The 20,910-nt window shown below is 72.8% G+C and carries 18 protein-coding genes; 4 read left to right on the top strand and 14 right to left on the bottom strand.

The window, feature by feature from the left end:
* Positions 1-3: 3 nt before the first annotated feature.
* The 8 genes from cobA to OOK34_RS23240 all read right to left on the bottom strand — a co-directional run bounded on the left by cobA (position 4) and on the right by OOK34_RS23240 (position 11,767).
* A complete protein-coding gene (cobA, locus tag OOK34_RS23275) occupies positions 4-1,218 on the bottom strand; it encodes a uroporphyrinogen-III C-methyltransferase (protein ID WP_267035792.1) in 1,215 nt (404 codons plus the stop codon).
* A gap of 470 nt (positions 1,219-1,688) precedes the next feature.
* Positions 1,689-2,849 (bottom strand): glycosyltransferase, encoded by a 1,161-nt coding sequence (locus tag OOK34_RS23270; RefSeq protein ID WP_267035791.1) that lies wholly within the window; start codon positions 2,847-2,849, stop codon positions 1,689-1,691.
* Positions 2,850-3,069: 220 nt separating this feature from the next.
* Positions 3,070-6,516, bottom strand: coding sequence for a nicotinate-nucleotide--dimethylbenzimidazole phosphoribosyltransferase (gene cobT / locus OOK34_RS23265; RefSeq protein ID WP_267035790.1), 3,447 nt, complete (start codon positions 6,514-6,516; stop codon positions 3,070-3,072).
* A 251-nt stretch (positions 6,517-6,767) separates the two neighbouring features.
* Positions 6,768-7,988: a precorrin-6y C5,15-methyltransferase (decarboxylating) subunit CbiE gene (gene cbiE, locus OOK34_RS23260; protein ID WP_267035789.1), complete on the bottom strand. Its 1,221-nt coding sequence runs from the start codon at positions 7,986-7,988 to the stop codon at positions 6,768-6,770.
* A gap of 139 nt (positions 7,989-8,127) precedes the next feature.
* A complete protein-coding gene (locus OOK34_RS23255) occupies positions 8,128-8,844 on the bottom strand; it encodes a GNAT family N-acetyltransferase (RefSeq protein ID WP_267035788.1) in 717 nt (238 codons plus the stop codon).
* A 242-nt stretch (positions 8,845-9,086) separates the two neighbouring features.
* On the bottom strand, positions 9,087-9,953 hold the full coding sequence (locus OOK34_RS23250) for a MetQ/NlpA family ABC transporter substrate-binding protein (RefSeq protein WP_267035787.1): 867 nt from the start codon (positions 9,951-9,953) through the stop codon (positions 9,087-9,089).
* A gap of 87 nt (positions 9,954-10,040) precedes the next feature.
* A complete protein-coding gene (locus OOK34_RS23245) occupies positions 10,041-10,709 on the bottom strand; it encodes a methionine ABC transporter permease (RefSeq protein WP_267035786.1) in 669 nt (222 codons plus the stop codon).
* Positions 10,706-11,767 carry a methionine ABC transporter ATP-binding protein gene (locus OOK34_RS23240; RefSeq protein ID WP_267035785.1) on the bottom strand — a complete coding sequence of 354 codons (1,062 nt, stop codon included), beginning with the start codon at positions 11,765-11,767 and terminating at the stop codon, positions 10,706-10,708. Before OOK34_RS23240 ends, OOK34_RS23245 begins: the two co-directional genes overlap by 4 nt.
* A 599-nt stretch (positions 11,768-12,366) precedes the next feature.
* Here OOK34_RS23240 and OOK34_RS23235 point away from each other — a divergent pair.
* Positions 12,367-12,735: a hypothetical protein gene (locus OOK34_RS23235; RefSeq protein WP_267035784.1), complete on the top strand. Its 369-nt coding sequence runs from the start codon at positions 12,367-12,369 to the stop codon at positions 12,733-12,735.
* Positions 12,728-13,144 carry a hypothetical protein gene (locus OOK34_RS23230; protein ID WP_267035783.1) on the top strand — a complete coding sequence of 139 codons (417 nt, stop codon included), beginning with the start codon at positions 12,728-12,730 and terminating at the stop codon, positions 13,142-13,144. Before OOK34_RS23235 ends, OOK34_RS23230 begins: the two co-directional genes overlap by 8 nt.
* Before the next feature lie 43 nt (positions 13,145-13,187).
* Here the strand turns inward: OOK34_RS23230 and OOK34_RS23225 are convergent, their stop codons facing one another.
* The 3 genes from OOK34_RS23225 to OOK34_RS23215 all read right to left on the bottom strand — a co-directional run bounded on the left by OOK34_RS23225 (position 13,188) and on the right by OOK34_RS23215 (position 15,487).
* Positions 13,188-13,691 (bottom strand): GNAT family N-acetyltransferase, encoded by a 504-nt coding sequence (locus OOK34_RS23225; RefSeq protein WP_267035782.1) that lies wholly within the window; start codon positions 13,689-13,691, stop codon positions 13,188-13,190.
* A gap of 37 nt (positions 13,692-13,728) precedes the next feature.
* Positions 13,729-14,253 (bottom strand): sigma-70 family RNA polymerase sigma factor, encoded by a 525-nt coding sequence (locus OOK34_RS23220; protein ID WP_267035781.1) that lies wholly within the window; start codon positions 14,251-14,253, stop codon positions 13,729-13,731.
* A gap of 73 nt (positions 14,254-14,326) precedes the next feature.
* Positions 14,327-15,487, bottom strand: coding sequence for a glycerophosphodiester phosphodiesterase (locus OOK34_RS23215; RefSeq protein WP_267035780.1), 1,161 nt, complete (start codon positions 15,485-15,487; stop codon positions 14,327-14,329).
* 301 nt (positions 15,488-15,788) lie between these two features.
* Here OOK34_RS23215 and OOK34_RS23210 point away from each other — a divergent pair, with 301 nt between their 5' ends.
* Positions 15,789-16,418, top strand: a complete 630-nt coding sequence (locus OOK34_RS23210; RefSeq protein WP_267035779.1) for a 1-acyl-sn-glycerol-3-phosphate acyltransferase — start codon at positions 15,789-15,791, stop codon at positions 16,416-16,418.
* 161 nt (positions 16,419-16,579) lie between these two features.
* On the opposite strand, the gene OOK34_RS23205 is transcribed toward OOK34_RS23210, so the two are convergent.
* The 3 genes from OOK34_RS23205 to OOK34_RS23195 all read right to left on the bottom strand — a co-directional run bounded on the left by OOK34_RS23205 (position 16,580) and on the right by OOK34_RS23195 (position 20,229).
* The gene (locus tag OOK34_RS23205; protein ID WP_267035778.1) at positions 16,580-18,067 is read right to left on the bottom strand and encodes a membrane-associated oxidoreductase; all 1,488 of its coding nucleotides are present in this window, start codon (positions 18,065-18,067) and stop codon (positions 16,580-16,582) included.
* A gap of 69 nt (positions 18,068-18,136) precedes the next feature.
* Positions 18,137-19,681 carry an MFS transporter gene (locus OOK34_RS23200; protein ID WP_267035777.1) on the bottom strand — a complete coding sequence of 515 codons (1,545 nt, stop codon included), beginning with the start codon at positions 19,679-19,681 and terminating at the stop codon, positions 18,137-18,139.
* Positions 19,681-20,229 carry a TetR/AcrR family transcriptional regulator gene (locus OOK34_RS23195; RefSeq protein WP_267035776.1) on the bottom strand — a complete coding sequence of 183 codons (549 nt, stop codon included), beginning with the start codon at positions 20,227-20,229 and terminating at the stop codon, positions 19,681-19,683. The genes OOK34_RS23200 and OOK34_RS23195 overlap by 1 nt, the downstream gene beginning before the upstream one ends.
* A gap of 103 nt (positions 20,230-20,332) precedes the next feature.
* Between OOK34_RS23195 and OOK34_RS23190 the strand changes: the two genes are divergently transcribed.
* Complete coding sequence (locus OOK34_RS23190; RefSeq protein WP_267035775.1) at positions 20,333-20,848, top strand: HAD domain-containing protein; 516 nt, start codon at positions 20,333-20,335, stop codon at positions 20,846-20,848.
* Positions 20,849-20,910 lie beyond the last annotated feature (62 nt).

Below are 20,910 nucleotides of genomic sequence, written 5' to 3'. Positions count from 1 at the left end.
CTGTCAGGCGCTGGTGCGGGGGGCGTTGACGCGGACGACGTCGCCGATGACGATGACGGCGGGCGGACGGACCTCCTGCGCCCGGACGGTCTCGCCGACCGTGGCGAGGGTGGCGTCCACCCGGCGCTGGGTGGCGGTGGTGCCCTCCTGGATGACCGCGACGGGCGTCTCGGCGGAGCGGCCGTGGCGGACCAGGGCCTCGGCGATCAGGCCGATCTTGTCGACGCCCATCAGGATCACCAGCGTGCCGGTGAGCTTGGCCAGCGAGGCCCAGTCCACCAGCGAACGCGGGTCGTCCGGCCCGACGTGTCCGCTGACCACGGTGAACTCGTGCGCCACCCCGCGGTGCGTGACGGGGATGCCGACGGCGCCGGGCACGGAGATGGAACTGGAGATGCCGGGCACGACGGTGCACGGGATCCCCTCCTCCGCGAGCGCCTGGAGCTCCTCCATGCCCCGCCCGAAGACGTACGGGTCCCCGCCCTTGAGCCGCACCACGGCCTTGCCGGCCTTGGCGTGCTCGATCAGGGCGTTGTTGATGGCCTCCTGGGCCATGAAACGGCCGTACGGGATCTTCGCGGCGTCGATGACCTCGACGTGCGGCGGGAGCTCGTCGAGCAGGTCACGGGGGCCGAGCCGGTCGGCGATGACCACGTCGGCCTCGGCCAGCAGGCGGCGGCCGCGCACGGTGATCAGGTCCGGGTCGCCGGGCCCGCCGCCGACGAGGGCGACGCCGGGGGTGTGCGGGCGGCCGGCGGTGAGGGAGCCGTCCCTCAGCCCCTCGACGACCGCGTCGCGCACGGCGGCGGAACGGCGGGGGTCGTTGCCGCTCAGCACGGCGACGGTGACGCCCTCGACGCGCCCGGTGGCCGGGGTCCAAGCCGTCGCAGCCTCGGCGTCGTCGGCGCGCACGCACCACACACGCCGGCTCTCGGCCTCGGCGGAGGCCGATTCGTTCGTCTCCCGGTCCCGGGTGGCGATCAGCGCGTACCAGGCGCCGTCGAGGTCACCGTCCTGGTAGCGGCGGCGCTCCCAGCGGATCTCGCCGGTCTCCGCCATCGCGTCCACGGAGGGGGTCGCGGAGGGGGAGATCAGCAGGACGTCGGCGCCGGCCGCGATGAGTGCGGGGAGGCGGCGCTGGGCGACCTGTCCGCCGCCGATGACGACGACGCGGCGCCCGCCCAGGCGGAGTCCTACGGGGTATGCCGGGTTTGCCATGGCGGTTGCGGCTCCTGATGCGGCGAAGGGGTGTCGGCGGGGCCGCTGCTGCGCTGGAGCGGCGTGACGGACACGCGGTGCGGGGCGCCCGTCCGGCACCACGATACGACCCATCGGCCCTGGTGGTACCTGCGGGGGCGAAGTTCGTGGGGGGTGCGGGGGCGGCGACGGGGGCGGTTTTACGTCGGCACGCGGAGCGGACGCAGACAGCCGGCCGGAACCGCGACGGGGGCGGGTGAAGCGGTCCGCCGGCATGGGCTAGGTCCGGCCGAGCGCGGCCTTGGCCGCCTTGGCGTTTCCGGTGCGCCCGTGGGCGCGGGCCTCGGCCAGCTTCGCGAAGGCCGGCACCCGGGGTGCGGCATGTCCGAGACCGCGCTCGCTCGGCGACGTCGCCCACCGCCGCCGGGATCTGGTCAATCGAGGCGGGCACAGCCCTGCACATCGGACGCCGCCGCCCGCAGTCCGGCTGATCAGCCGGATGCGGCGGACAGCACCACGTCCACGAGCCTGTCCGCCGCATCCGGTCGCCCATGCGTCCGTGCCCGCTCCGCCATTCCCGCCCGCAGGGAGGGGTCGGTCAGGAGCGGGCCGACCGCGCTCTGCAGAGCAGGGCCGGTGACCTCGCCGAGCAGAGCGAGCGCCGCCCCCGCGTCGGCCAGGTGCCGGGCGTTGTGGGCCTGCTCGTTCCCGGCCGACGTGGCGAGCGGGACGAACACCGCCGGCTTGCCGAGCGCGGTCAGCTCCGCCAGCGTCCCGGCACCGCTCCGCGACACCACGACATCGGCCAGCGCCAGCACGTCCGGCAGCTCCGGACCGAGGAACCCGGTCAGGTGGTAGCGGCCGGCGAGGACCGGATCCAACCCGGCGGCAGCCGCCCGGAGTTCGTCGACGTTCGCCGGACCGCACTGGTGGACCACGTTCGCGTGGCTCAGCAGCCAGGGCAGTACCTCACGAACAACACCGTTGATCTGCTGGGCACCCTGCGCGCCGCCGGTGACGTAGACCGTCGGCAGACGCCGGTCGAACCCGTACAGGGCCAGCGCCTCGACCGCCTTGTCCGCATGGCCGCCCAGCACTTCCGGCCGTACCGGGTTCCCGGTGACGACCGCACGCTCACGCACCTCGGCGGGCAGCAGCGGCAGCGAGGACTCAGAGGACACCGCGATCCGCGTCGCGGAACTCGCGAGCTTCCGGTTCGCCAGCCCGAGCCGGACCGTCTGCTCGTGCAGGACCAGCGGAACGCGGCACAGCCGCGCGGCCAGCCCGGCCGGGACCGCGACATAACCACCCGTCGCCAGGACCACGTCCGGCTGGAAGCCGGAGACGATCGACCGGGCCTGAGCCACACCGAGCGGCACCCGCGCCATGTCCTTCACGTTCGCGGCGGACAGCATCTTGAGCGGATTCGACGAGCGACGGATCTTCCCCGTGGCCACCGTCTTGAACGCGATTCCCTCCGCCGGGGCGACGCGCGCTTCGAGACCGTCCGCCGTTCCGATCCACAGGACATCCAGCGTGCTGCCGGCATCTGCGAGGCGGCCTTGCAAGGTACGGATCGCGGTCAGGGCCGGGTAGGTGTGACCGCCAGTGCCTCCGCCCGTAACGAGCAGCCGGAACGAACGTGGGGGCATGGAGGAAGTATTCACCCCACGCACCCTACTGGCTGCCGCCGCTCACGCTGAAGGACGGCGGACGGCAGACCGCACGCCTGCGGTGAATCGCGCGCGCCGCCGCGCGCCTCCACGCTCCCTGCCCCGTCCTCGTCACCACGTGGTGCAGGTGGCCGACGCCGTGGCCGCGTACGGCAAAGCCCCCGCTCCCGCATGGCGGGGGCAGGGGCCGGGGGCCGGGTTACTTCTCCGTCACGCCCGCCGAGTCGAAGGTGGCTACCTCGTGCATCGCGCGGGCCGCGCTCTGGACCAGGGGGAGGGACAGCAGGGCGCCGGTGCCTTCGCCGAGGCGGAGGTCCAGGTCGATCAGGGGGCGCAGGCCGAGCTTGTTCAGGGCCGCCACGTGGCCGGGTTCCGCGCTGCGGTGGCCCGCGATGCAGGCCGACAGGGACTCGGGGGCGATGGCGCGGGCCACCAGGGCGGCCGCGCCGGCGCTCACGCCGTCGAGGATGACGGGCGTGCGCAGGGAGGCTCCGCCGAGGAGGAGGCCGACGATCGCCGCGTGCTCCAGGCCGCCGATGGCCGCCAGGACGCCGATCGGGTCGGCCGGGTCCGGCTGGTGGAGTTCCAGGGCGCGGCGCACCACGTCGACCTTGCGGGCGTGGGTCTCGTCGTTGATGCCCGTGCCGCGGCCGGTGACCTCCGCCGGGTCGACTCCGGTGAAGACGGAGATCAGGGCCGCCGAGACGGTGGTGTTCGCGATGCCCATCTCACCCGTGAGCAGCGCCTTGTTGCCCGCCGCGACGAGGTCCCGGGCGGTCTCGATGCCCACCTCGATGGCCGCGATGGCCTCCTCGCGGGTCATCGCCGGACCGACGGACAGGTCGGCCGTGCCCGGGCGGATCTTGCGCGGGAGCAGCCCCGGGGTGGCGGGCAGGTCGCCCGCGACGCCGACGTCGATGACGCAGACCTCGGCGCCGACCTGGTTGGCGAAGGCGTTGCAGACCGCGCCGCCGCCCAGGAAGTTGGCCACCATCTGCGTGGTGACCTCCTGGGGCCACGGCGTGACGCCCTGGGCGTGCACCCCGTGGTCACCGGCGAAGATCGCGACGGCGGCCGGCTCGGGGATCGGCGGCGGGCAGACCCGGGAGAGGCCGGACAGCTGCGCGGAGATGATCTCGAGCATGCCGAGCGCGCCCGCGGGCTTGGTCATGCGCTTCTGCCGCTCCCAAGCCTCGCCCAGCGCCTTGGCGTCGAGCGGGCGGATGCTCGCGACGGTCTCGGAAAGGAGGTCGTGCGGGGCCTCGCCGGGCAGCGCGCGGCGCCCGTACGTCTCCTCGTGCACGACCCAGGCCAGCGGACGCCGCTGGGACCAGCCGGCCTGTGCCAGCTCGGGCTCCTCGGGGAACTCGTCCACGTACCCGACGCACAGGTACGCGACGACCTCGAGGTGCTCCGGCAGGCCGAGCGCGCGGACCATCTCGCGCTCGTCGAAGAAGCTGACCCAGCCGACGCCGAGGCCTTCGGCGCGCGCGGCGAGCCAGAGGTTCTCGACCGCGAGGGCGGAGGAGTACGGGGCCATCTGCGGCTGGGTGTGCCGGCCGAGGGTGTGGCGGCCGCCGCGGGTGGGGTCGGCGGTGACGACGATGTTCACCGGGGTGTCGAGGATGGCCTCGATCTTGAGTTCCTTGAACTGCTTGGCCCGGCCCTTGGGCAGCGACTTGGCGTAGGCCTCGCGCTGCTTCTGGGCGAGCTCGTGCATCGTCCGGCGGGTCTCGGCGGAGCGGATGACGACGAAGTCCCACGGCTGCGAGTGGCCGACGCTGGGCGCGGTGTGGGCGGCCTCCAGGACGCGCAGCAGCACCTCGTGCGGGATGGGGTCGGTACGGAAGCCCTTGCGGATGTCGCGGCGCTCGCGCATGACGCGCAGGACGGCCTCGCGCTCGGCGTCGTCGTACCCGGGGGCCGGTTCGCCGGCGGCGGGCTCCGCGGGTTCGGCTGCCTCGGCGGGGGCGGGCTCGGCTGCCTCCGCGGGGGCCGGCTCGACGGCTTCGACGGCTTCGACGGCGACCTCGGGGGCCACGGGCTCGGCCTCGACGGGCTCGGAGGCGGGCTCCGGCGCGGCCTCGGCCGGGGCGACGGCGACGACGGGCTCCGGCAGGGGCTCGGCCGGGGCCGGGTCCTGGACCACCGCTTCTGCGGGGGCCGCCTCGACGGGCTCGGCCGGCTCCGCGGCCGGGGCCTGCGGCTCGGCGGGGGTCTCGACGGCGGCGGGGGCCTCGGGAAGCTCGGCGGCCTCCGGGGCCTCGGGCGCGGCTTCGGCGGCGGGTACGGCCGGCACGGCCTCGGCGACCGGCGGCGCGGCCTCGGCCGGCGTCTCGGGCGCGGGGGCAACGGCTTCCGGGGCGACGGCTTCCGGGGCGACGGCTTCGGGCGCGACGGCCTCAGGCGCCACGGCCACGGCGACGACCTCGGGCGCGACGGCCTCGGCGGCCACCGCGTCGGGCGCGACGGCCTCGGGGACCACGGCCTCGGGGACCACGGCCACGGCCACGGCCTCGGCAGCTGCGGGGGCCTCCACCGCGGGAGCGGTCTCCGGGGCGGGCTCCGCCGACGGCTCGGCGGCGGCCTCGACAGGAACGGCAGCGACGGGAACGGCCGGCTCCACCGTCCACGGCGTCCCGGCCAGCGGCGGGATCTCCCCCGGCTGCGGCGCGGCGGCGGGGAGGTCCAGGTACTCGGGGCCGGGCGCAGCCGGGGTGGCCGCCACGGGCTCGGCGGCGGCCGCAAGCGGCTCGGGGGCCGGGGCGGCGGGCGCCTCGGGGGCCGGCACCGGCACCGGCAGCGGCTCCGGAGCGACGGCGACGGGCTGCAGCGGGAGCGCGGGGGCCGCCGGGGCAAGCGGGCCTGCCGGGGCCTGGGGGGCGACGGGCGCCACGGGCGCGGCCGGCGCGGCGGCCGGGCCCCGGTCCGCGAGGGAGCGTACGACTCCCCCGGTGGCGTCGGGCACGGGCGGGCCCATGTGCAGGGGCCGGCGGGACGGCATCACGGGGGCGGCGGGCGGCATCTGCGCGGCGGGGGCGGCCTGCGGGACCACGAGGCCGCCGAGGTCCAGGGCCCCCGAGTCGCGGCCGCCGGCCTCGTGCGCGCCCGCGCTGTACGCGGCGGGCTCGGCGAAGGGGGCGGGGGCCGGTGCGGGGAAGCCCGCCTCGGGGTAGCCCGCATCCGGGAAGCCCGGCGCGGGCTGGCCTGCCTCCGGGAAGCCGGCCTCGGGGAAGCCCGGCGCCGGCTGGCCGGCCTCGGGGAAGCCCGGCGCCGGGAAGCCGGCCTCCGGGTAGCCCTGCTCCGGGAAGCCGAGGTGTCCGGGCTCCGGGAAGCCGACGGCCGGGGCCTGCGGGTACTCGGTATAGACGGGCTCGGCCGGGAATTCGCCGGGGAAGGCCGGCACCGGCGGGACCACCTGCGGGTCGCTCCAGGAGCCCTGCCCGCTGGGCATCAGCAGCAGTTCCTCGTCCTCGGGCTCGGCCGGGTCGTCCACGAGGTCCTGGAAGGCGTAGCCCGCCGGGACCTGCGGCGGCATCGGGGGCAGCGGCGGCATCGGCGGGACCGGAGCGGGGATGCCCTGCTGATCCACCATGCCCGCGTTGTCCGGGTGACCCTCGCCCGGGACCTGGCCGGTGTCAGTCATGCGTACCCCTCGCCCATCGGTGTTGCCTCTTCGATCGCCCGGTCGCCCACAGGGCCCGCCGTGCGGAGTTTGCCGTCGGGGTTGCCACGCGGTGCGACGCCTCGCGTACGCCCGCACAACAACTCCTGAGCATTGTCGCGCTCGTCGGCCTCCGTGTCGGCCAGAAACCGGCACGGTCCGCTGTGGACTGCGCCACGTCGCGCGTCCTCCCGGGCGGTACGACGATCGGCCAGCCTACCCCGGGCTCCGCTCTAGCGGTTCACGGGGCGTTCGGCTGCCAGCAGGAACACCACGGAACGCTCCTGTTCCGCCCAGGTCCGGGTGTCGAGGCCGACGGACTGGAGCAGGGCGCACTCGACGGCGTACCCGTGTTCGGTGAGGGTGCGCCCGATGGCCTCGGCCTCGTCGCGCGTGGAGGCGTGGCTGACGATCCGTTCGGGACGCCGGTCGGCGACGGCGGCGACGACCGCGGCTCCGCCGCCGCCGACCCGTACGACGTCGGGCTCGGGCAGGTTCTCCAGTACGTGGGGTGCGCGGCCGGGGACGACCTGGAGCTGGACACCGCGCTTGCGGGCCGCGGCGGTTACGCGCTCACAGGCGCGCGGGTCGGCGTCGACGGCGATGACGGCGGCGCCGAAGGCGGCGGCGTCCACGGCGAGGGCTCCGGAGCCGGCGCCGATGTCCCAGAGGAGGTCGCCGGTGCGGGGGCCGAGGCGGGCGAGCTGGGCGGCGCGCAGCTGGGCGGACTGCCCCTCCCCCACTGCCTGTCCTCCGGCGCCGGTCCGCGGGTGGGCCCAGCCGCGGACGGGGGCGAGGCCGTGGCTCTGGCCGAGCAGCCAGCCGGGGTCGGCGGTGGCGGGGGCGTGTCCGGCGCCGCCGATGACGATGACGACGTTGGGGTCGCGCCAGCTGTGGTCGGCGGCGGCGTCGGAGGTGAGGACGGTGACGCGTTCGCGGTCGGTGCCCAGCTCCTCGCAGATGACGAAGGTGCGGTGGACTCCGTCGAGGAGCAGGGCGAGTTCGGCGGGGCCGGCGCCGGGCGAGGTGAGGACGGCGACCTTGGGGTGGGCCCGGCAGACGTTGACGGCGCGGCGCAGGGTGCGGGGGTGGGCGACGACGACCTGGGCGTCGTCCCAGGGCATTCCGGCGCGGGCGAAGGCGGCGGCGACGGCGGAGACGGCGGGGACCACCTCGACTTCCAGGCCGTGCTCCGGGGCGCGCAGGGTGCGTACGACGCCGAAGAAGCCGGGGTCTCCGTCGGCGAGGACGACGGCGGTGCCGCGGTGGCCGGCGATGCGCCGGGCGGCGAGGCCGAGGCTGCCGAGGCGGATGCGTTCGGCGCCGGGCGGGACTTCGGGGAGCGCGAGGTGGTGGGCGGCTCCGGCCACCAGTGTGGCGGCGGAGAGCGCGGACCGGGCGGCGGCGGTCAGGGGCGAGCCGTCCCAGCCGATCACCGTGACCCGGTCGGCCATCGTCGTCCGTCTCCTGGGGTGGGGGTGCGGGGAAGCGTCGCCGGCTTCGTCGGCTTCGTCAGCGAATCAGCGAATCAGCGTCGTCAGCTTCGTCGGCGGCGTCAGGGGGTGGGCACGGTGAGACTACCTGGTCATCGGGTCAGTTCCGGTCGGCGCCGACGGCGTAGCCCGTCGCGTCGGCGCGCTGCCTGAGGGGGTAGCCGTCGTCGTATCCGGAGTGGACGGTGTGGCCGGGGTAGGCGTGGCGGCTCTCGTACGCGTCGTATTCGTCGGCTTCGTCGAGGTCCTCGGGGACCAGGCTCCAGACGATGAGGTCGGTGCGGGTCTCGGCCCAGCTGCCGTCTGCCCCCTGGGTGCGCACTATCCAGGCGTTGCGCAGGACGCCCTCGCTGATGCAGCCGATCTTCTGGGCGACCTGTTGGGAGGCGGTGTTGTCCGCGGCGGTGCGCAGTTCGAGTCTCTCGAAGCGCTGGTCGCGCAGGAGCCACTGGGCGACGGCGAGGACGGACTCGCTGGCGTAGCCCTCGCCGCGGGCCCAGGGGGCGGTGACGTAGCCGACCTCGGTGGTGCGGGTGCGCCAGTTGGTGTTCTGGAGGTGGACGATGCCCACGAGGCGCTGGGTGAGGAACTCGGTGACGGCGAAGACGATGCCGCGGCCTTCGGTGCGCTCCGTGTGGGAGAGCGCGGTGGCCCAGGCGCGGGCGTCGGCGTGGGTGTAGGGGTGCGGTACCGAGGTCCAGGCGGTGACCTGCTCGTCGTTCATCATCTCGGCGAGCGCGGTGACGTCCTCCTCCTCGAAGGGGCGCAGCACCAGCCGGTCCGTGCTGATGGTGACGTCCGGGAAGGTGGTAGTCATGCGCAGCTCCATGCCTGGGAGACCGTGGTGCGGGACCGTTCGGGTACGGGACCGTTTGTGCGGGTCGTAGGCCACAGCATGCAGCATCGGCCCGGGGATGTGCAGGGCCGGGCTGCCCGGATGCGGGCAGAGCCGGGGCAGCGCCAGGGCAGAGCCCGGGAAGCCCCCGGGCAGACCGCGGCCCCGCGCGCCCGAGGGGGTGCGCGGGGCCGGGAATCCGGCGTCTACCAGGCAGTCTTGGGTCAGGCGGCCGGGGCGCCGAAGGCCGGGACGACCGAGCCCTGGTACTTCTCCTCGATGAACTTCTTGACCTCGTCGGAGTTCAGGAGCTTGGCGAGCTTCTGGATGCGCGGGTCGTTCTGGCTGCCGTCCTTGACCGCCAGGAAGTTGGCGTACGGGTTGCCCTCGGCCTTCTCCAGGACCAGGGCGTCCTTGGCGGGCGAGAGCTTGGCCTCGAGGGCGTAGTTGCCGTTGATGACGGCGGCGTCCACGTCGTTCAGGGCGCGCGGGACCGTGGCGGCCTCCAGCTCCTTGAACTCCAGGCCCTTCTTGTCGGTGATGTCGGACAGCTTGGCGCTGGTGCCGACCCCGTCCTTGAGGGTGATCAGCTTGTTGGCCGCGAGGAGCTGGAGCGCGCGGCCCTCGTTGGTGGTGTCGTTGGGGACGGCGATGGTCTGGCCGGGCTTGATGTCCGAGAGGGCCTTGACCTTCTTGGAGTACAGGCCGAGGGGCTCCAGGTGCACGTTCACGACGGGCACGATGTGCGTGCTGTTCTTCTTGTTGAAGTCGTCGAGGTACGGCTTGTGCTGGAAGAAGTTGCCGTCGACCTGGCCCTGCTCGGTGGCGGTGTTGGGCAGGACGTAGTCCGTGAACTCCTTCACCTCGAGCTTGAGGCCGTCCTTGGCCGCCAGCTTGTCCTTGACGAAGTTCAGGATGTCGGCGTGCGGGCTCGGGGAGGCCGCGATGACCAGCGGCTTGCTCTCGTCGACCTTGCCGCCGTCGGTCTTGGCGGCCGTGGAGGGGTCCGAGGAGCTGCCGCAGGCGGTGAGGCCGAGGGCGAGCGCGGCGGAGGCGGCGGCGATGGCGGTGAGCTTGATGTTCTTACGCACGAAGAGTGCCTTTCTTGCTTTTCGCGGGTGTTTCGCGGGTGGTGGCCCAAGCACGACAAGTGCGGGCTCTGCGGTGGGGAAGTTCTTTCAGGCTGTCCGGCCGCGGCGCGCAAGGACGCGTACCACGCCGTCGCCGATCAGCTGGATCACCGTGACGAGGGCGATCAGGACGGCGACGGTGGCGAACATGAAGCCGGTCTCGAAGCGCTGGAAGCCGTAGGTGATGGCCTTCGAGCCGAGTCCTTCGCCGCCGACGGCGCCGGCCATGGCGGAGTAGCCGACCAGGGTGATCACGGTGGTGGTGACGGCGGCGACCAGCGAGGGCAGGGCCTGCGGCAGCAGGACCTTGCCGATGAGGGTGGGGATGCCGCCGCCCATGGACTCGACGGCCTCGATCAGGCCGTGGTCCACCTCGCGGACGGCCGTCTCGACGAGCCGGGCGAAGAAGGGGACGGCGCCGATGGCGAGCGGGACGATCATGGCGGTGGGGCCGATGAAGGTGCCGACGACGGCGGTGGTGACCGGGATCAGGAAGATCAGCAGGATGATGAACGGCATCGAGCGGCCGATGTTCACGATCACGCCGAGGGCCTTGTTGAGCGGCTGGTTCTGCAGGAGGCCGCCCTTGTCGGTGAGGACGAGGAGGATGCCGATGGGCAGTCCGCCGAGGACGGTCACCAGGGTGGACCACAGCACCATGTAGAGGGTGTCGTAGGTGCCCTGGGTGAGCAGGGGCTGCATCTCGGACCAGGTCACTTGGCACCATCCTTGACCAGTGCGGCGATTTCGGAGTCGAGGTCGGAGTCGGCGTCGGCGTCGACGAGGTCGACCTGGAGGCCCTGCTCGCGCAGGAAGCCGACGGGTACGACGTTGTCCTCGTAGCGGCCGGGCAGTTCGATGCGCATCCGTCCGATCTGGCGGCCGGCGACGGTGTCCATCGCGGCGCTGAGGATCGAGATGTCGATGTTGTACGTGCGCGCCAGCTGGGAGATGACCGGCTGGGTGGCGGCGTCGCCGTGGAAGGTGACGTCGACGACCGTGCGGTCGGGGCCGGTGGCGGCGCCGCTGACGGGGAAGAGTTCGCCGGCCAGCTCGGAGCCGGGGGTGGCGAGCAGTTCGGCGACGGTGCCGGACTCGACGATCCGGCCCCGCTTCATCAGCGCGGCGGAGTCGCAGACGGACTTGACCACGTCCATCTCGTGCGTGATGAGCAGGACGGTCAGGCCGAGCTGGCGGTTGAGGTCGCGCAGCAGCTGGAGGATCGAGCGGGTGGTCTCGGGGTCCAGGGCGCTGGTGGCCTCGTCGGAGAGGAGGACCTTGGGGTCGCCGGCCAGGGCGCGGGCGATGCCGACGCGCTGCTTCTGGCCGCCGGAGAGCTGGGTGGGGTAGGCCTTGGCCTTGTCGGCGAGGCCGACCAGGTCGAGGAGTTCCAGGGCCTTGCGGGTGCGCTCGCGGCCGGAGACTCCGAGGATCTCCAGGGGCAGCTCGATGTTGGCCTGGACGGTGCGCGAGGACAGCAGGTTGAAGTGCTGGAAGACCATGCCGATGCGGCTGCGGGCCTGGCGGAGTTCCTTGCCGGCGCGGCGGCCGCGGCCGGCGAGGGCGGTGAGGTCGGCCCCGTCGACGGTGACGGTGCCGGTGGTGGGGCGCTCGAGCAGGTTCACGCAGCGGATCAGGGAGGACTTGCCGGCGCCGCTCTGGCCGATGACTCCGTAGACCTCGCCCTCGCGGACGTGCAGGTCGACGCCGTCCAGGGCGGTGACCTCGCGGCCACGGGACTGGTAGACCTTCGTGAGGCCCGATGTGGTGATCACAGGATTTCCGTCGCTGTCGAGTGCACGGGGTGCGGATGCCGTGCACGGGGCAAACATCTGGAGACGCGATACGGGTCGAACCGTCACAAAAGGATGGCGACGACGCGTGCGCGGGGCAGGAGCGATCCGTACTGCGGGTCAGCTGTTGGTGTCAGTCGACTGCGGTGGCGGAGTTGCTCGGCCGGTCTCGCTTCGGGGCGCGAGACTGCAGGAAGGGGCCCTCAGAAGGCGCACATTCGACACATACAACGAGCACCGGGCGTCATCGTCGCCTCGGTCGCAAGGGTGCGGCTGCTCGTCGTGGTCATGGGCCCCAGTAAAGCAGACATGGCGACTCTCCGATCAACACTGTCCGCATAGCGGACGCATTCTGATCACATTCCGGAACACTCCGGTCGACCCCGGTCGTCCGTCTCGAGCGGGTCACCAGCGTCGCCGACCAGCGCTGACCAGTGCCGACCAGCGCCGACACGGCCGGGAGGTCCCTGACGGCCGCGTCCGCGGCGAGCCCGGCGGCCGGGTGCGTTGTGGTCAAGGCCACGATCCGTAGGACGAGGGGTGGGCGCATCGGGTCTTTCGGCCCGTAATACCCTCGCTGCATGCTCGACGCCCTGACGGTCGCCATCGGTGTGGCCGCCCTCGCCCTCGCCGCCTGGTGCGGCTACGCCGCATGGCGGGACCAGCCGACCAAGGACTGGCACTTCATCGGCATGGCCGCGGTGACCGTACTGGTCCTGGCGCAGCTGGTGATCGGCCTGGTCCAGCTGGGCCGGGGCGAGAAGCCCGGACAGGGCACGGTGATCTTCGTGGCCTATCTGCTGGGCGCCTTCGCGGCGGTCCCGGCCGCCGGGATGCTCTCGCTGACCGAGCGCACCAAGTGGGGTTCGGTGACGGTGGCCGCGGGTGCGGTCGTCCTCGCCGTGCTGGAAGTACGGCTCTACGACATCTGGGGAACCACCGGTGCCTGACACGACGACCGCCCCGCCCACCGGGCGCAAGCGACTGGTCTCCGGTCCCGGGCTGCTGCTGGTCTGGCTCTACGGGGTGATGGTGGTGGGCGCGCTCTCGCGCTCGGTCTACCAGATCTCCACCGAGTTCGACCGGGCGCCGCTGGCGTACTCGCTGTCGGCGGCGGCGGCCGTGGCCTACGCCTTCATCACGTACTCGCTGGTGCGCGGCGGGGAGAAGGCCCGCAGGGCGGCGCTGGTCTGCTGCGCGGCCGAACTGGCCGGGGTGCTGGCCGTCGGCGCCTGGACCCTGGTGCGGCCCGAGTCCTTTCCCGACGCGACGGTGTGGTCGGACTTCGGGATGGGCTACCTGTTCATCCCGGTGATCCTGCCCGTCACCGGGATCCTCTGGCTCCGCTCCAAGCGCTGACACCGGCCCGGATCCCCGGGCCGGGGCAACGCCCTTGCGGTGCCTACGCGCTGACGGCGTAGTCGCTGTCCTTGGCTTCCTTCTCCAGGATCACCAGGTGCACGCCGTCGGAGGCGGTGCGGTTGCCGACCTGCGCGTAGCCGGCCTTGCGGTAGAGCCGCAGGTTGGACTCGCTCTTGTGGCCCGTGTAGAGGCGGAAGCGGGTCGTGCCGCCGTGTCCGGCGAGGGCCCCCTCGACCCCGCGCAGCAGCCGGGCGCCGAGACCGTGGCCCTGGAGGCGCGGGTGTACGCACAGCTTGCCGATGCTCGCCGTGCCGTCCTCGCCGACGCTGCCGCGCACGGCGCCCACCACCTCGTCGCCGAGCCGGGCCACCAGGACGGTGTCCGAGGCCAGCTCCGCCTTCAGGGAGTCCAGGGACTGGGTCAGGGGCTGGATGAGGTAGTTGCCGTACAGCTCGGCCTCCCGCTGGAACGCCAGATACTGCAGCTTGAAGATCTGCTCGGCGTCTTCGGCGGCCGCCGCCGAAATGGTCACGCTCATGCCCATGTGCGCATGCCTCCCGCTCACCTGGTGGCTCTCCGGTCTACCGCTCCTTTCCCCACGGGCCAGGAGCCGCAACCTCTGCAGCCAGCATTCTGCGCAGACATCCCAGGCAACGGGAACGTACCGGCCCCAAACTTCCTTGTGAGATACCCAACTCTCCTGCGATTTCACGGTAAGTAAGGTCTCTGGGCGACAGAAGTGCGCCTATCAGCTCCGGGCAGCGCCCCGGCAACCGGGCGACCGCCGATCGGAGGGCCCGGTTCTCCTCACCGTGCAGCAGGGCCCCCTCCGGCTCGCCGGCCGCGTCGGCGGGGGTGGCACCGTACGGGATCTCGCGCCGCGCCCGCCGCCGGGCGAGCCGGGCCTCGGCGCGCACCGCCCGCCGCAGCCAGCGGGCGCGGCCGGTGGAGTCGGGGGCGCGCGCGCCGGGCTCCAGCAGCCTCACCCAGACGGCTTGTTCCAGGTCGGCGGCGTCCACCCCGGCGGCCGGGGCCTCCGCGGCCGCCTCGGCGGAGAGCAGCGGGCCCAGCTCCTTGAGCAGGTCCGGTTCCTGTCGCAGGTCCATGCCGGGCGGGACGCGGGCGGCGGGCCGGGCGGTTTCCCCGCCGGGCCCGGCCCACCCGTACGGGGTGCGGGGTCTAGCGGTTGACGCCGCGGCCGGGGCGGAAGGCCTCGGCGGCGAGCAGTCCGGTGTCCGGGTTGTCGGTGAAGATGCCGTCGACGCCCAGTTCGAAGTACTTCTTGAAGGCGCCGAAGGCGTCGCCGTAGGCGGCCGGGTCGGTGCCCTTGCGGTACTCGGCCGGCAGGAAGCTGTTCTCGTTGCGCGCCGTATAGGGGTGCAGGACCAGGCCCCGGGCGTGGGCGTCGCGTACGAGGGTGGTGGGAGCGGCGAGCTTGCCGGCCGCGTCGCGCGGGACGATGAGGTCGAGGGTGGGGCCGATGCCCTGGGCGAAGCCGGCGATCCACTTCAGTCCCTCGGGCTTGACCAGGTCCGCGACGGTACGGGGGTCCTTGGCCACCTCGAAGTCCCAGGGCCGGGTGTTCGCCGCGGAGAGCAGCACCACCCGCGGGGCGGACACCAGGCGGGAGAGCCGCTGGATGCTGGAGGGCTCGAAGGACTGGAGGAAGACGGCGGCATCGTGGCCGTCGCGCCCGTAGCGGCGCAGCAGCTTGGCGAGGGGCTCCTCCAGACCCAGGCCCAGTCCCCGGAAGTAGCTGGGGTGCTTGGTCTCCACGTGCAGCCAGATCCGCTTGTCGCGCAGCCGGCCCTCGCGGTTGGCCCAGCGCAGCACCTCTTCGAAGGTGGGGACGGCCCAGTGGCCGTCGTAGAGCGTGTTGCGCTGGCGGACGGCGGGGATACGTTCCTTCGCGCGCAGGGTCTTCAGCTCGGCGAGGGTGAAGTCCTCGGTGAACCAGCCCGTGACGGAGACCCCGTCGATCGTCTTGGTCGTGCGCCGGGCGGCGAACTCGGGGTGGTCGGCGACGTCGGTGGTGCCGCCGATCTCGTTCTCGTGGCGGCACACGAGATGGCCGTCCTTGGTGGGGACGAGGTCCTGCTCGATGACGTCGGCACCCAGGTCGAGGGCCAGCTGGTAGGAGCCGAGGGTGTGTTCGGGGCGGTAGCCGCTGGCGCCGCGGTGGCCGATCACCAGCGGGACGGGGAGGTCCCGGTAGCCGCCCTCGCCGTGCCCGCCCTCGGCGGCGGAGGCGGTTCCCGCCGCCAGTCCGGTGATGCCGGTTCCGGCCGCCAGCACGGCCGCTCCGAGCACCGTTCGCCGCGCTGCCCCACCCTGCGTCATGAGTGCCTCTCCTGATTCTGAAACGGGCCCGCGGCCCCCGGGATCTCCGGGGCGTGCGGCCCGGATCGGCGTGCCGATGGTAGGCAAGGGCGGATGGCGCGGGGGTGGGCTCCGCCGGAACATGGCGGAAACGTGTGTCAACACTGCGTATCCACCGCGTGAACCCGATGTGCGATCAGGGGTGACCCACGAGTATCGTCCTCACCTGCACTACCGCCGTGTGGTGCGAAAGCCGCTTTTCGATGCCGGAGGGCTCACGTTGTTCCGTACCGCGCTCATCAAAGCCACTGTCGGACCGGTCATGCGCCTGATGTTCCGCACCAAGGTCGAGGGGCTGGAGAACATTCCGGGCACCGGTCCGGTGATCCTGGCGGGCAATCACCTCACCTTCATCGACTCGATGATCCTTCCGCTGGTCTGTGACCGTACGGTCCACTTCATCGGCAAGGACGAGTACGTGACGGGCAAGGGCCTCAAGGGTCGTCTGATGGCGTGGTTCTTCACCGGCGCCGGAATGATCCCGGTGGACCGGGACGGTGCGAACGGCGGGGTCGCGGCGCTGATGACGGGCCGCCGGATCCTCGAGGAGGGCAAGATCTTCGGGATCTACCCCGAGGGCACCCGCTCCCCCGACGGCCGGCTCTACCGCGGCCGTACCGGTATCGCCCGCCTCACGCTGATGACCGGCGCTCCGGTGGTCCCCTTCGCGATGATCGGCACGGACAAGCTCCAGCCCGGCGGCGCCGGCATGCCGCGCCCGGGCCGGGTCACCGTCCGTTTCGGCGAGCCGATGGAGTTCTCCCGCTACGAGGGCATGGACCGCGACCGCTACGTGCTGCGCGCCGTCACCGACTCGGTGATGGCCGAGGTCATGCGGCTGTCGGGCCAGGAGTACGTGGACATGTACGCCACCAAGGCGAAGGCCGCCTAGTGCTGTGGCCGGAAAGGTTTGCCGGGGCGCGGCGTCCGGTGCGGTGCATCGCAAGGCGGAGGGCCGCGGCTCGTACTGGACGTACTTGCGCGGTCCGACAACGCAGTGAGGTGCCGTGCCGGGCGTGGCGACCCGGTGAACCTTGCCGGTCACAGCACTAGCTACTGCCGCTGGAGTGCCCGGCTGACGCCCGCCGCCGTCGTGGTGGCGAGGACCCAGCCGGTCACGATCAGCAGGTACGACAGCCACTGGTACCAGCCGCTCGGCGCGAAGGCCGTCTCCTGGCCGAAGCCGATGATCGGCAGCATCAGGTCGAGGGTGTAGAAGACCGGGTTGAAGTCGGGCGCCTCCCCCGCCTTGATCGGGCGGGGCGGCCGCAGACCGTACGCGATCCAGCCGGTCAGCAGCAGCGCCAGCAGCCAGCCCGCCGCGCGCAGCGGCCGGAAGCCGTAGCCGACGGTGGCGTCCTGGAGCAGCCCCCAGAGGCGGGAGTGGCGGGGCTGGGTGCGCCGGTGGCGGCGCAGCTTGGCCAGCTGGACGCTGCGCGCGCCCGCCTCGTCGCCGGCCGTGCGGTAGGCGGCGGCGAGCTGTTCGTAGGCGTACGGGAGGTAGCCCGACTCCTCCCGCTCCAGGGCGGGCAGCCGCTCCTCGGCGGGCAGGTGGGGGGCGAGGGTGCGGTAGGTGAGGCCGTCGATGCGGATCTGCGCCGGCCAGGTCTCCGGCGGCATGTGCAGCAGGTCGAACTGGGAGCGGCGCATGCTCACCACGCCCCGGATCGTTTCGCAGGAGCTCAGCCACACCTCGCCGACGACACAGCTCGAGGCGCGCAGGGCGACCCCGCCGGGGTTGCTGAAGGCGGCGCGGCCGAGGTAGAGCTGGCCCGGTATGCGGGAGCCCGTGAGGTTGAACATGCCCTCGGCCTCCAGCCGGTGGCCCCGCAGGTCGGTGCCGACGGTCAGGTTCTCGGCGTGCAGTGCGATGCCACCGGGGGCCAGCAGACGGGCGTCGTTGAGGTTGACCTGGCCGGCGACGGTGGTGCCGTTGATCCGGGTCTGGCCGTGGACCGTGAGGTCCATGGCGATGATGTCGGTGCCGATGTCGGCGTGGTTGATCTGGAGCAGGGGCTGCGCGGTCTCTTCCGCGGGCTCCCCCGCGGTGGGGGGCGTGCCGATGACCGCCCGGCGCAGGAAGAGGCCGCCGGCTATCCGGGCCCCGGCGAGCCGGACCGGACCGGTGATGCGGCAGCAGGACAGTTTGAGCGCGACGTCGACGCTGACGAAGTCGGCGTTCAGCCCCGGCAGCGTCGAGTCGTTGACCACGAAGTACCGCAGCTGCGCCCCGTGGAGCAGGGGTTTGCGCTCGAACCAACAGGACCGCAGCCGGATCGGGTGCTCGACGACGGCGTACCTGAGGTTCAGTCTGCCGGTGATCCGGGCGCCCCTGATGTTGAGCCCGGCGACCTGCCTTTCGGCATTGGGCCCGCTCAGCAGCAGGGCGGTGAGCACCTCGCCGCGCAGGGTCCGCTCGGGGCCCCAGGACTCGCCGCCGGCGCCGGTCTCGTCGGGATCCGCCCGGAAGTCGACGCCCTCACCGCGCGGGAAGGCTTCCCATACGCGGCGCTCGGCCGGGGTCAGGTCGTTGATCTCCATCGCGGGGATGGTGTCCCGGGTTCCGACGGACTGTCAACTCCGGCCGGGATGCCCTGCCCTGGCGGGACGTCAGTGCTCGACGCCGTCCTGGAGCTCCTGCCCCTTCAGCAGGAACCAGGCCGCGGCGGCGGTGGCCAGCAGGACGGCCGCGCCGACGCCGGAGGCGAGCCGCAGCCCGTCCACGAAGGCCTCCTGGGCCGCGCCGACCATCTGCGAGGCGGTCTGCGGGTCCAGGACCCTGGCCGCCTCGACGGCGCCGCCGAGGGATTCGTGTGCCGCGTCGGCGACCGGGCCGGGGACCGTCGCCGGGGCGGTGAAGCCCTGGTAGACGCCGGTCACGATGGAGCCGAGCAGGGCGATGCCGAGCGCGGCGCCCAGTTCGTACGCGGTCTCGGAGACGGCCGAGGCCGAACCGGCCTGTTCCTTGGGCACGCTGGAGAGGATCACGTCGGCGGTGACGGTGAAGGAGAAGCCCGCGCCCAGGCCGACGACGAGCAGGGCCGCGCCGAGCAGCGGGTAGCCGGTCTCCTTGTGGATCACGGTGAGGACGGCCAGGGCCAGGCCGATGGCCGCGAGGCCGCCGGCCACGATGCCGCGTACCGAGTACCGGCGGGCGTAGCGGCCCGCGAGCAGGCCGGTGGCGACCGCGCCGATGGCGGCGGGCAGTTCGGCGAGGCCCGCCTCCAGGGGGTCGCGGCCCTGCACCAGCTGGAGGAACTGGGAGAGGAAGAAGACCAGTCCGGAGAGGCCGAACACGGTCAGCAGGTCGGCGAGGACCGCGCCGGAGAAGCCGCGGTGCTTGAAGAGCCGCATGTCGAGCAGCGGGGAGGTCAGGGTGAACTGGCGGCGGACGAAGGCGTACAGGCACGCGGAGCCGGTCACGGCGGCGGCCCAGACGCCCCAGCTCGGGCCGTGGGTGGCGACGTCCTTGACGGCGTAGACCACGCCGATGACACCGGTCAGGGAGAGCGCGACGCTGAAGAGGTCCCAGGGGCCGGCGACCGGGTTCTTGGATTCGGGCAGCAGCTTGATGCCGACGAGGACCAGGGCGATCATCACGGGCAGGTTGATGAGGAAGACCGAGCCCCACCAGAAGTGCTGGAGCAGGGCTCCGCCGACGACCGGTCCGACGGCCGCGCCGGCCGAGGCGGTGGCGCCCCAGATGCCGATGGCGAGGCTGCGCTCGCGGGGGTCGTGGAAGATGTTGCGGATCAGCGCGAGGGTGGACGGCATCAGGGTCGCGCCGGCCACGCCGAGCAGCGCCCGGGCCACGATCATCATCTCGGGGCTGGTCGCGTAGGCGTTCAGGACGGACACGGCGCCGAAGGCGGTGGCGCCGAGCAGCAGCAGCTTCTTGCGGCCGATGCGGTCGCCGAGGGAGCCCATGGAGACGAGCAGGCCGGCGATGACGAAGGAGTAGATGTCGCCGATCCACAGCAGCTGGGTGCCGGACGGCTTGAGGTCCTCGCTGAGGGAGGGGGTGGCGAGGCCGAGTACGGTGGCGTCCACCGCGACCAGCAGCACGGCCAGGACGAGCACGGAGAGCGCCAGCCAGCGTCCTCGGCTCTTCCCCTCCGCCCCCGTCGGCCGGTTCAGCTGTACGGTTCGGCTCATCACTCCACACTCCGTCTTGCGCCACCGAGCAGCAACTCGGTGATCATGTACTGGAAGTCCTTGGCGGCGACCCGGCCGTCCATGACGGCCCAGGCGCAGGTGCCGATCAGGCCGTAGAGGGCCTCGGTGAGCCAGGCGGGGCTCAGGTCGATCCGGATGTCGCCCTCCTGCTGGCCGCGCCTGAAGAGCGCGCTCACGCGGGCGTCGAGGCGGGCCCAGCCCTCGTTGACCTGGTCGCCTTCGAAGAGCTGGTTCTCGGTGACGAGGAAGGCCAGCAGCTCGGCGTTGGGCTCCGCCTGGGCGACGAGCCGCCGCAGCGCCTCCACCGCCGTGCCCTCGTCGAGGCGGGCGTTGTCGAAGGCCACCTCGAACTCGCGGATGCCGAGCTCTTCGAGGGCCCGTACGAGGGCGTCCCGCCCGGCGAAGTGCCGGTGGAGGGTCGCGCGGCCGATGCCCGCCGCGCGGGCGACCTCGTCCATCGTTGCGGTCGATTTGCGGGAGAGCAGGGCCGCCGCGTCGCGGAGCACCTGGTCACGATCCATGGCCATGAGACAAGCATACCCCGAATGAGACGTCGACGTCTCATTCGCTCGAGCACCCCCACCAAGAAACCAGCTGCCGACCGGGCAGCCCGAGAGGAACCCTGAGGACATGAAGCCGCTGCTGCTGATCGACGTCGACGGACCGCTGAACCCCTACGCCGCCCAGGCCCAGCGCCGCCCCGAGGGCTACACGACCCACCGGATGCGGCCCACGGGCTGGACGGCGGCGGAGAGCGCCAAGCCGCTGAGAGTCTGGCTGAATCCCGCCCACGGCGCGGAGCTGCTCGCGCTGGCGGACGCGTACGAGCTCGTCTGGGCCACCACCTGGAAGGACGAGGCGAACGACTGGATAGGACCGCACCTGGGGCTGCCGCGGCTCCCGTTCATCGACTGGCCGGTGATGCACGGCCGGGCGCCGCGCGGCACCTTCTGGAAGACGCAGTACGTCCTCGAGTACGCGGGCGCGCGGCCCTTCGCCTGGATCGACGACGACATCACGGCCATGGACCGCGAGTACGTCGACCAGCGCCACCCGGCGCACGCCCTGCTGATGTACGTCGACGAGCGGATCGGCCTGACCCGGCCGGATTTCGACGCCCTGGCCGACTGGGCGAGCGGCAACTGACACCCCCGCACGCCGGAGGGGCGGTACGGGCGCGCGGCCCGTACCGCCCCTCCGGGCACGAC

The sequence above is a fragment of the Streptomyces sp. NBC_00091 genome (assembly GCF_026343185.1).
Classification (GTDB): Bacteria; Actinomycetota; Actinomycetes; order Streptomycetales; family Streptomycetaceae; genus Streptomyces.
The sequence above is the reverse complement of the archived record's forward strand: the minus strand, read 5'-3'. Positions and strand labels throughout refer to the sequence as shown.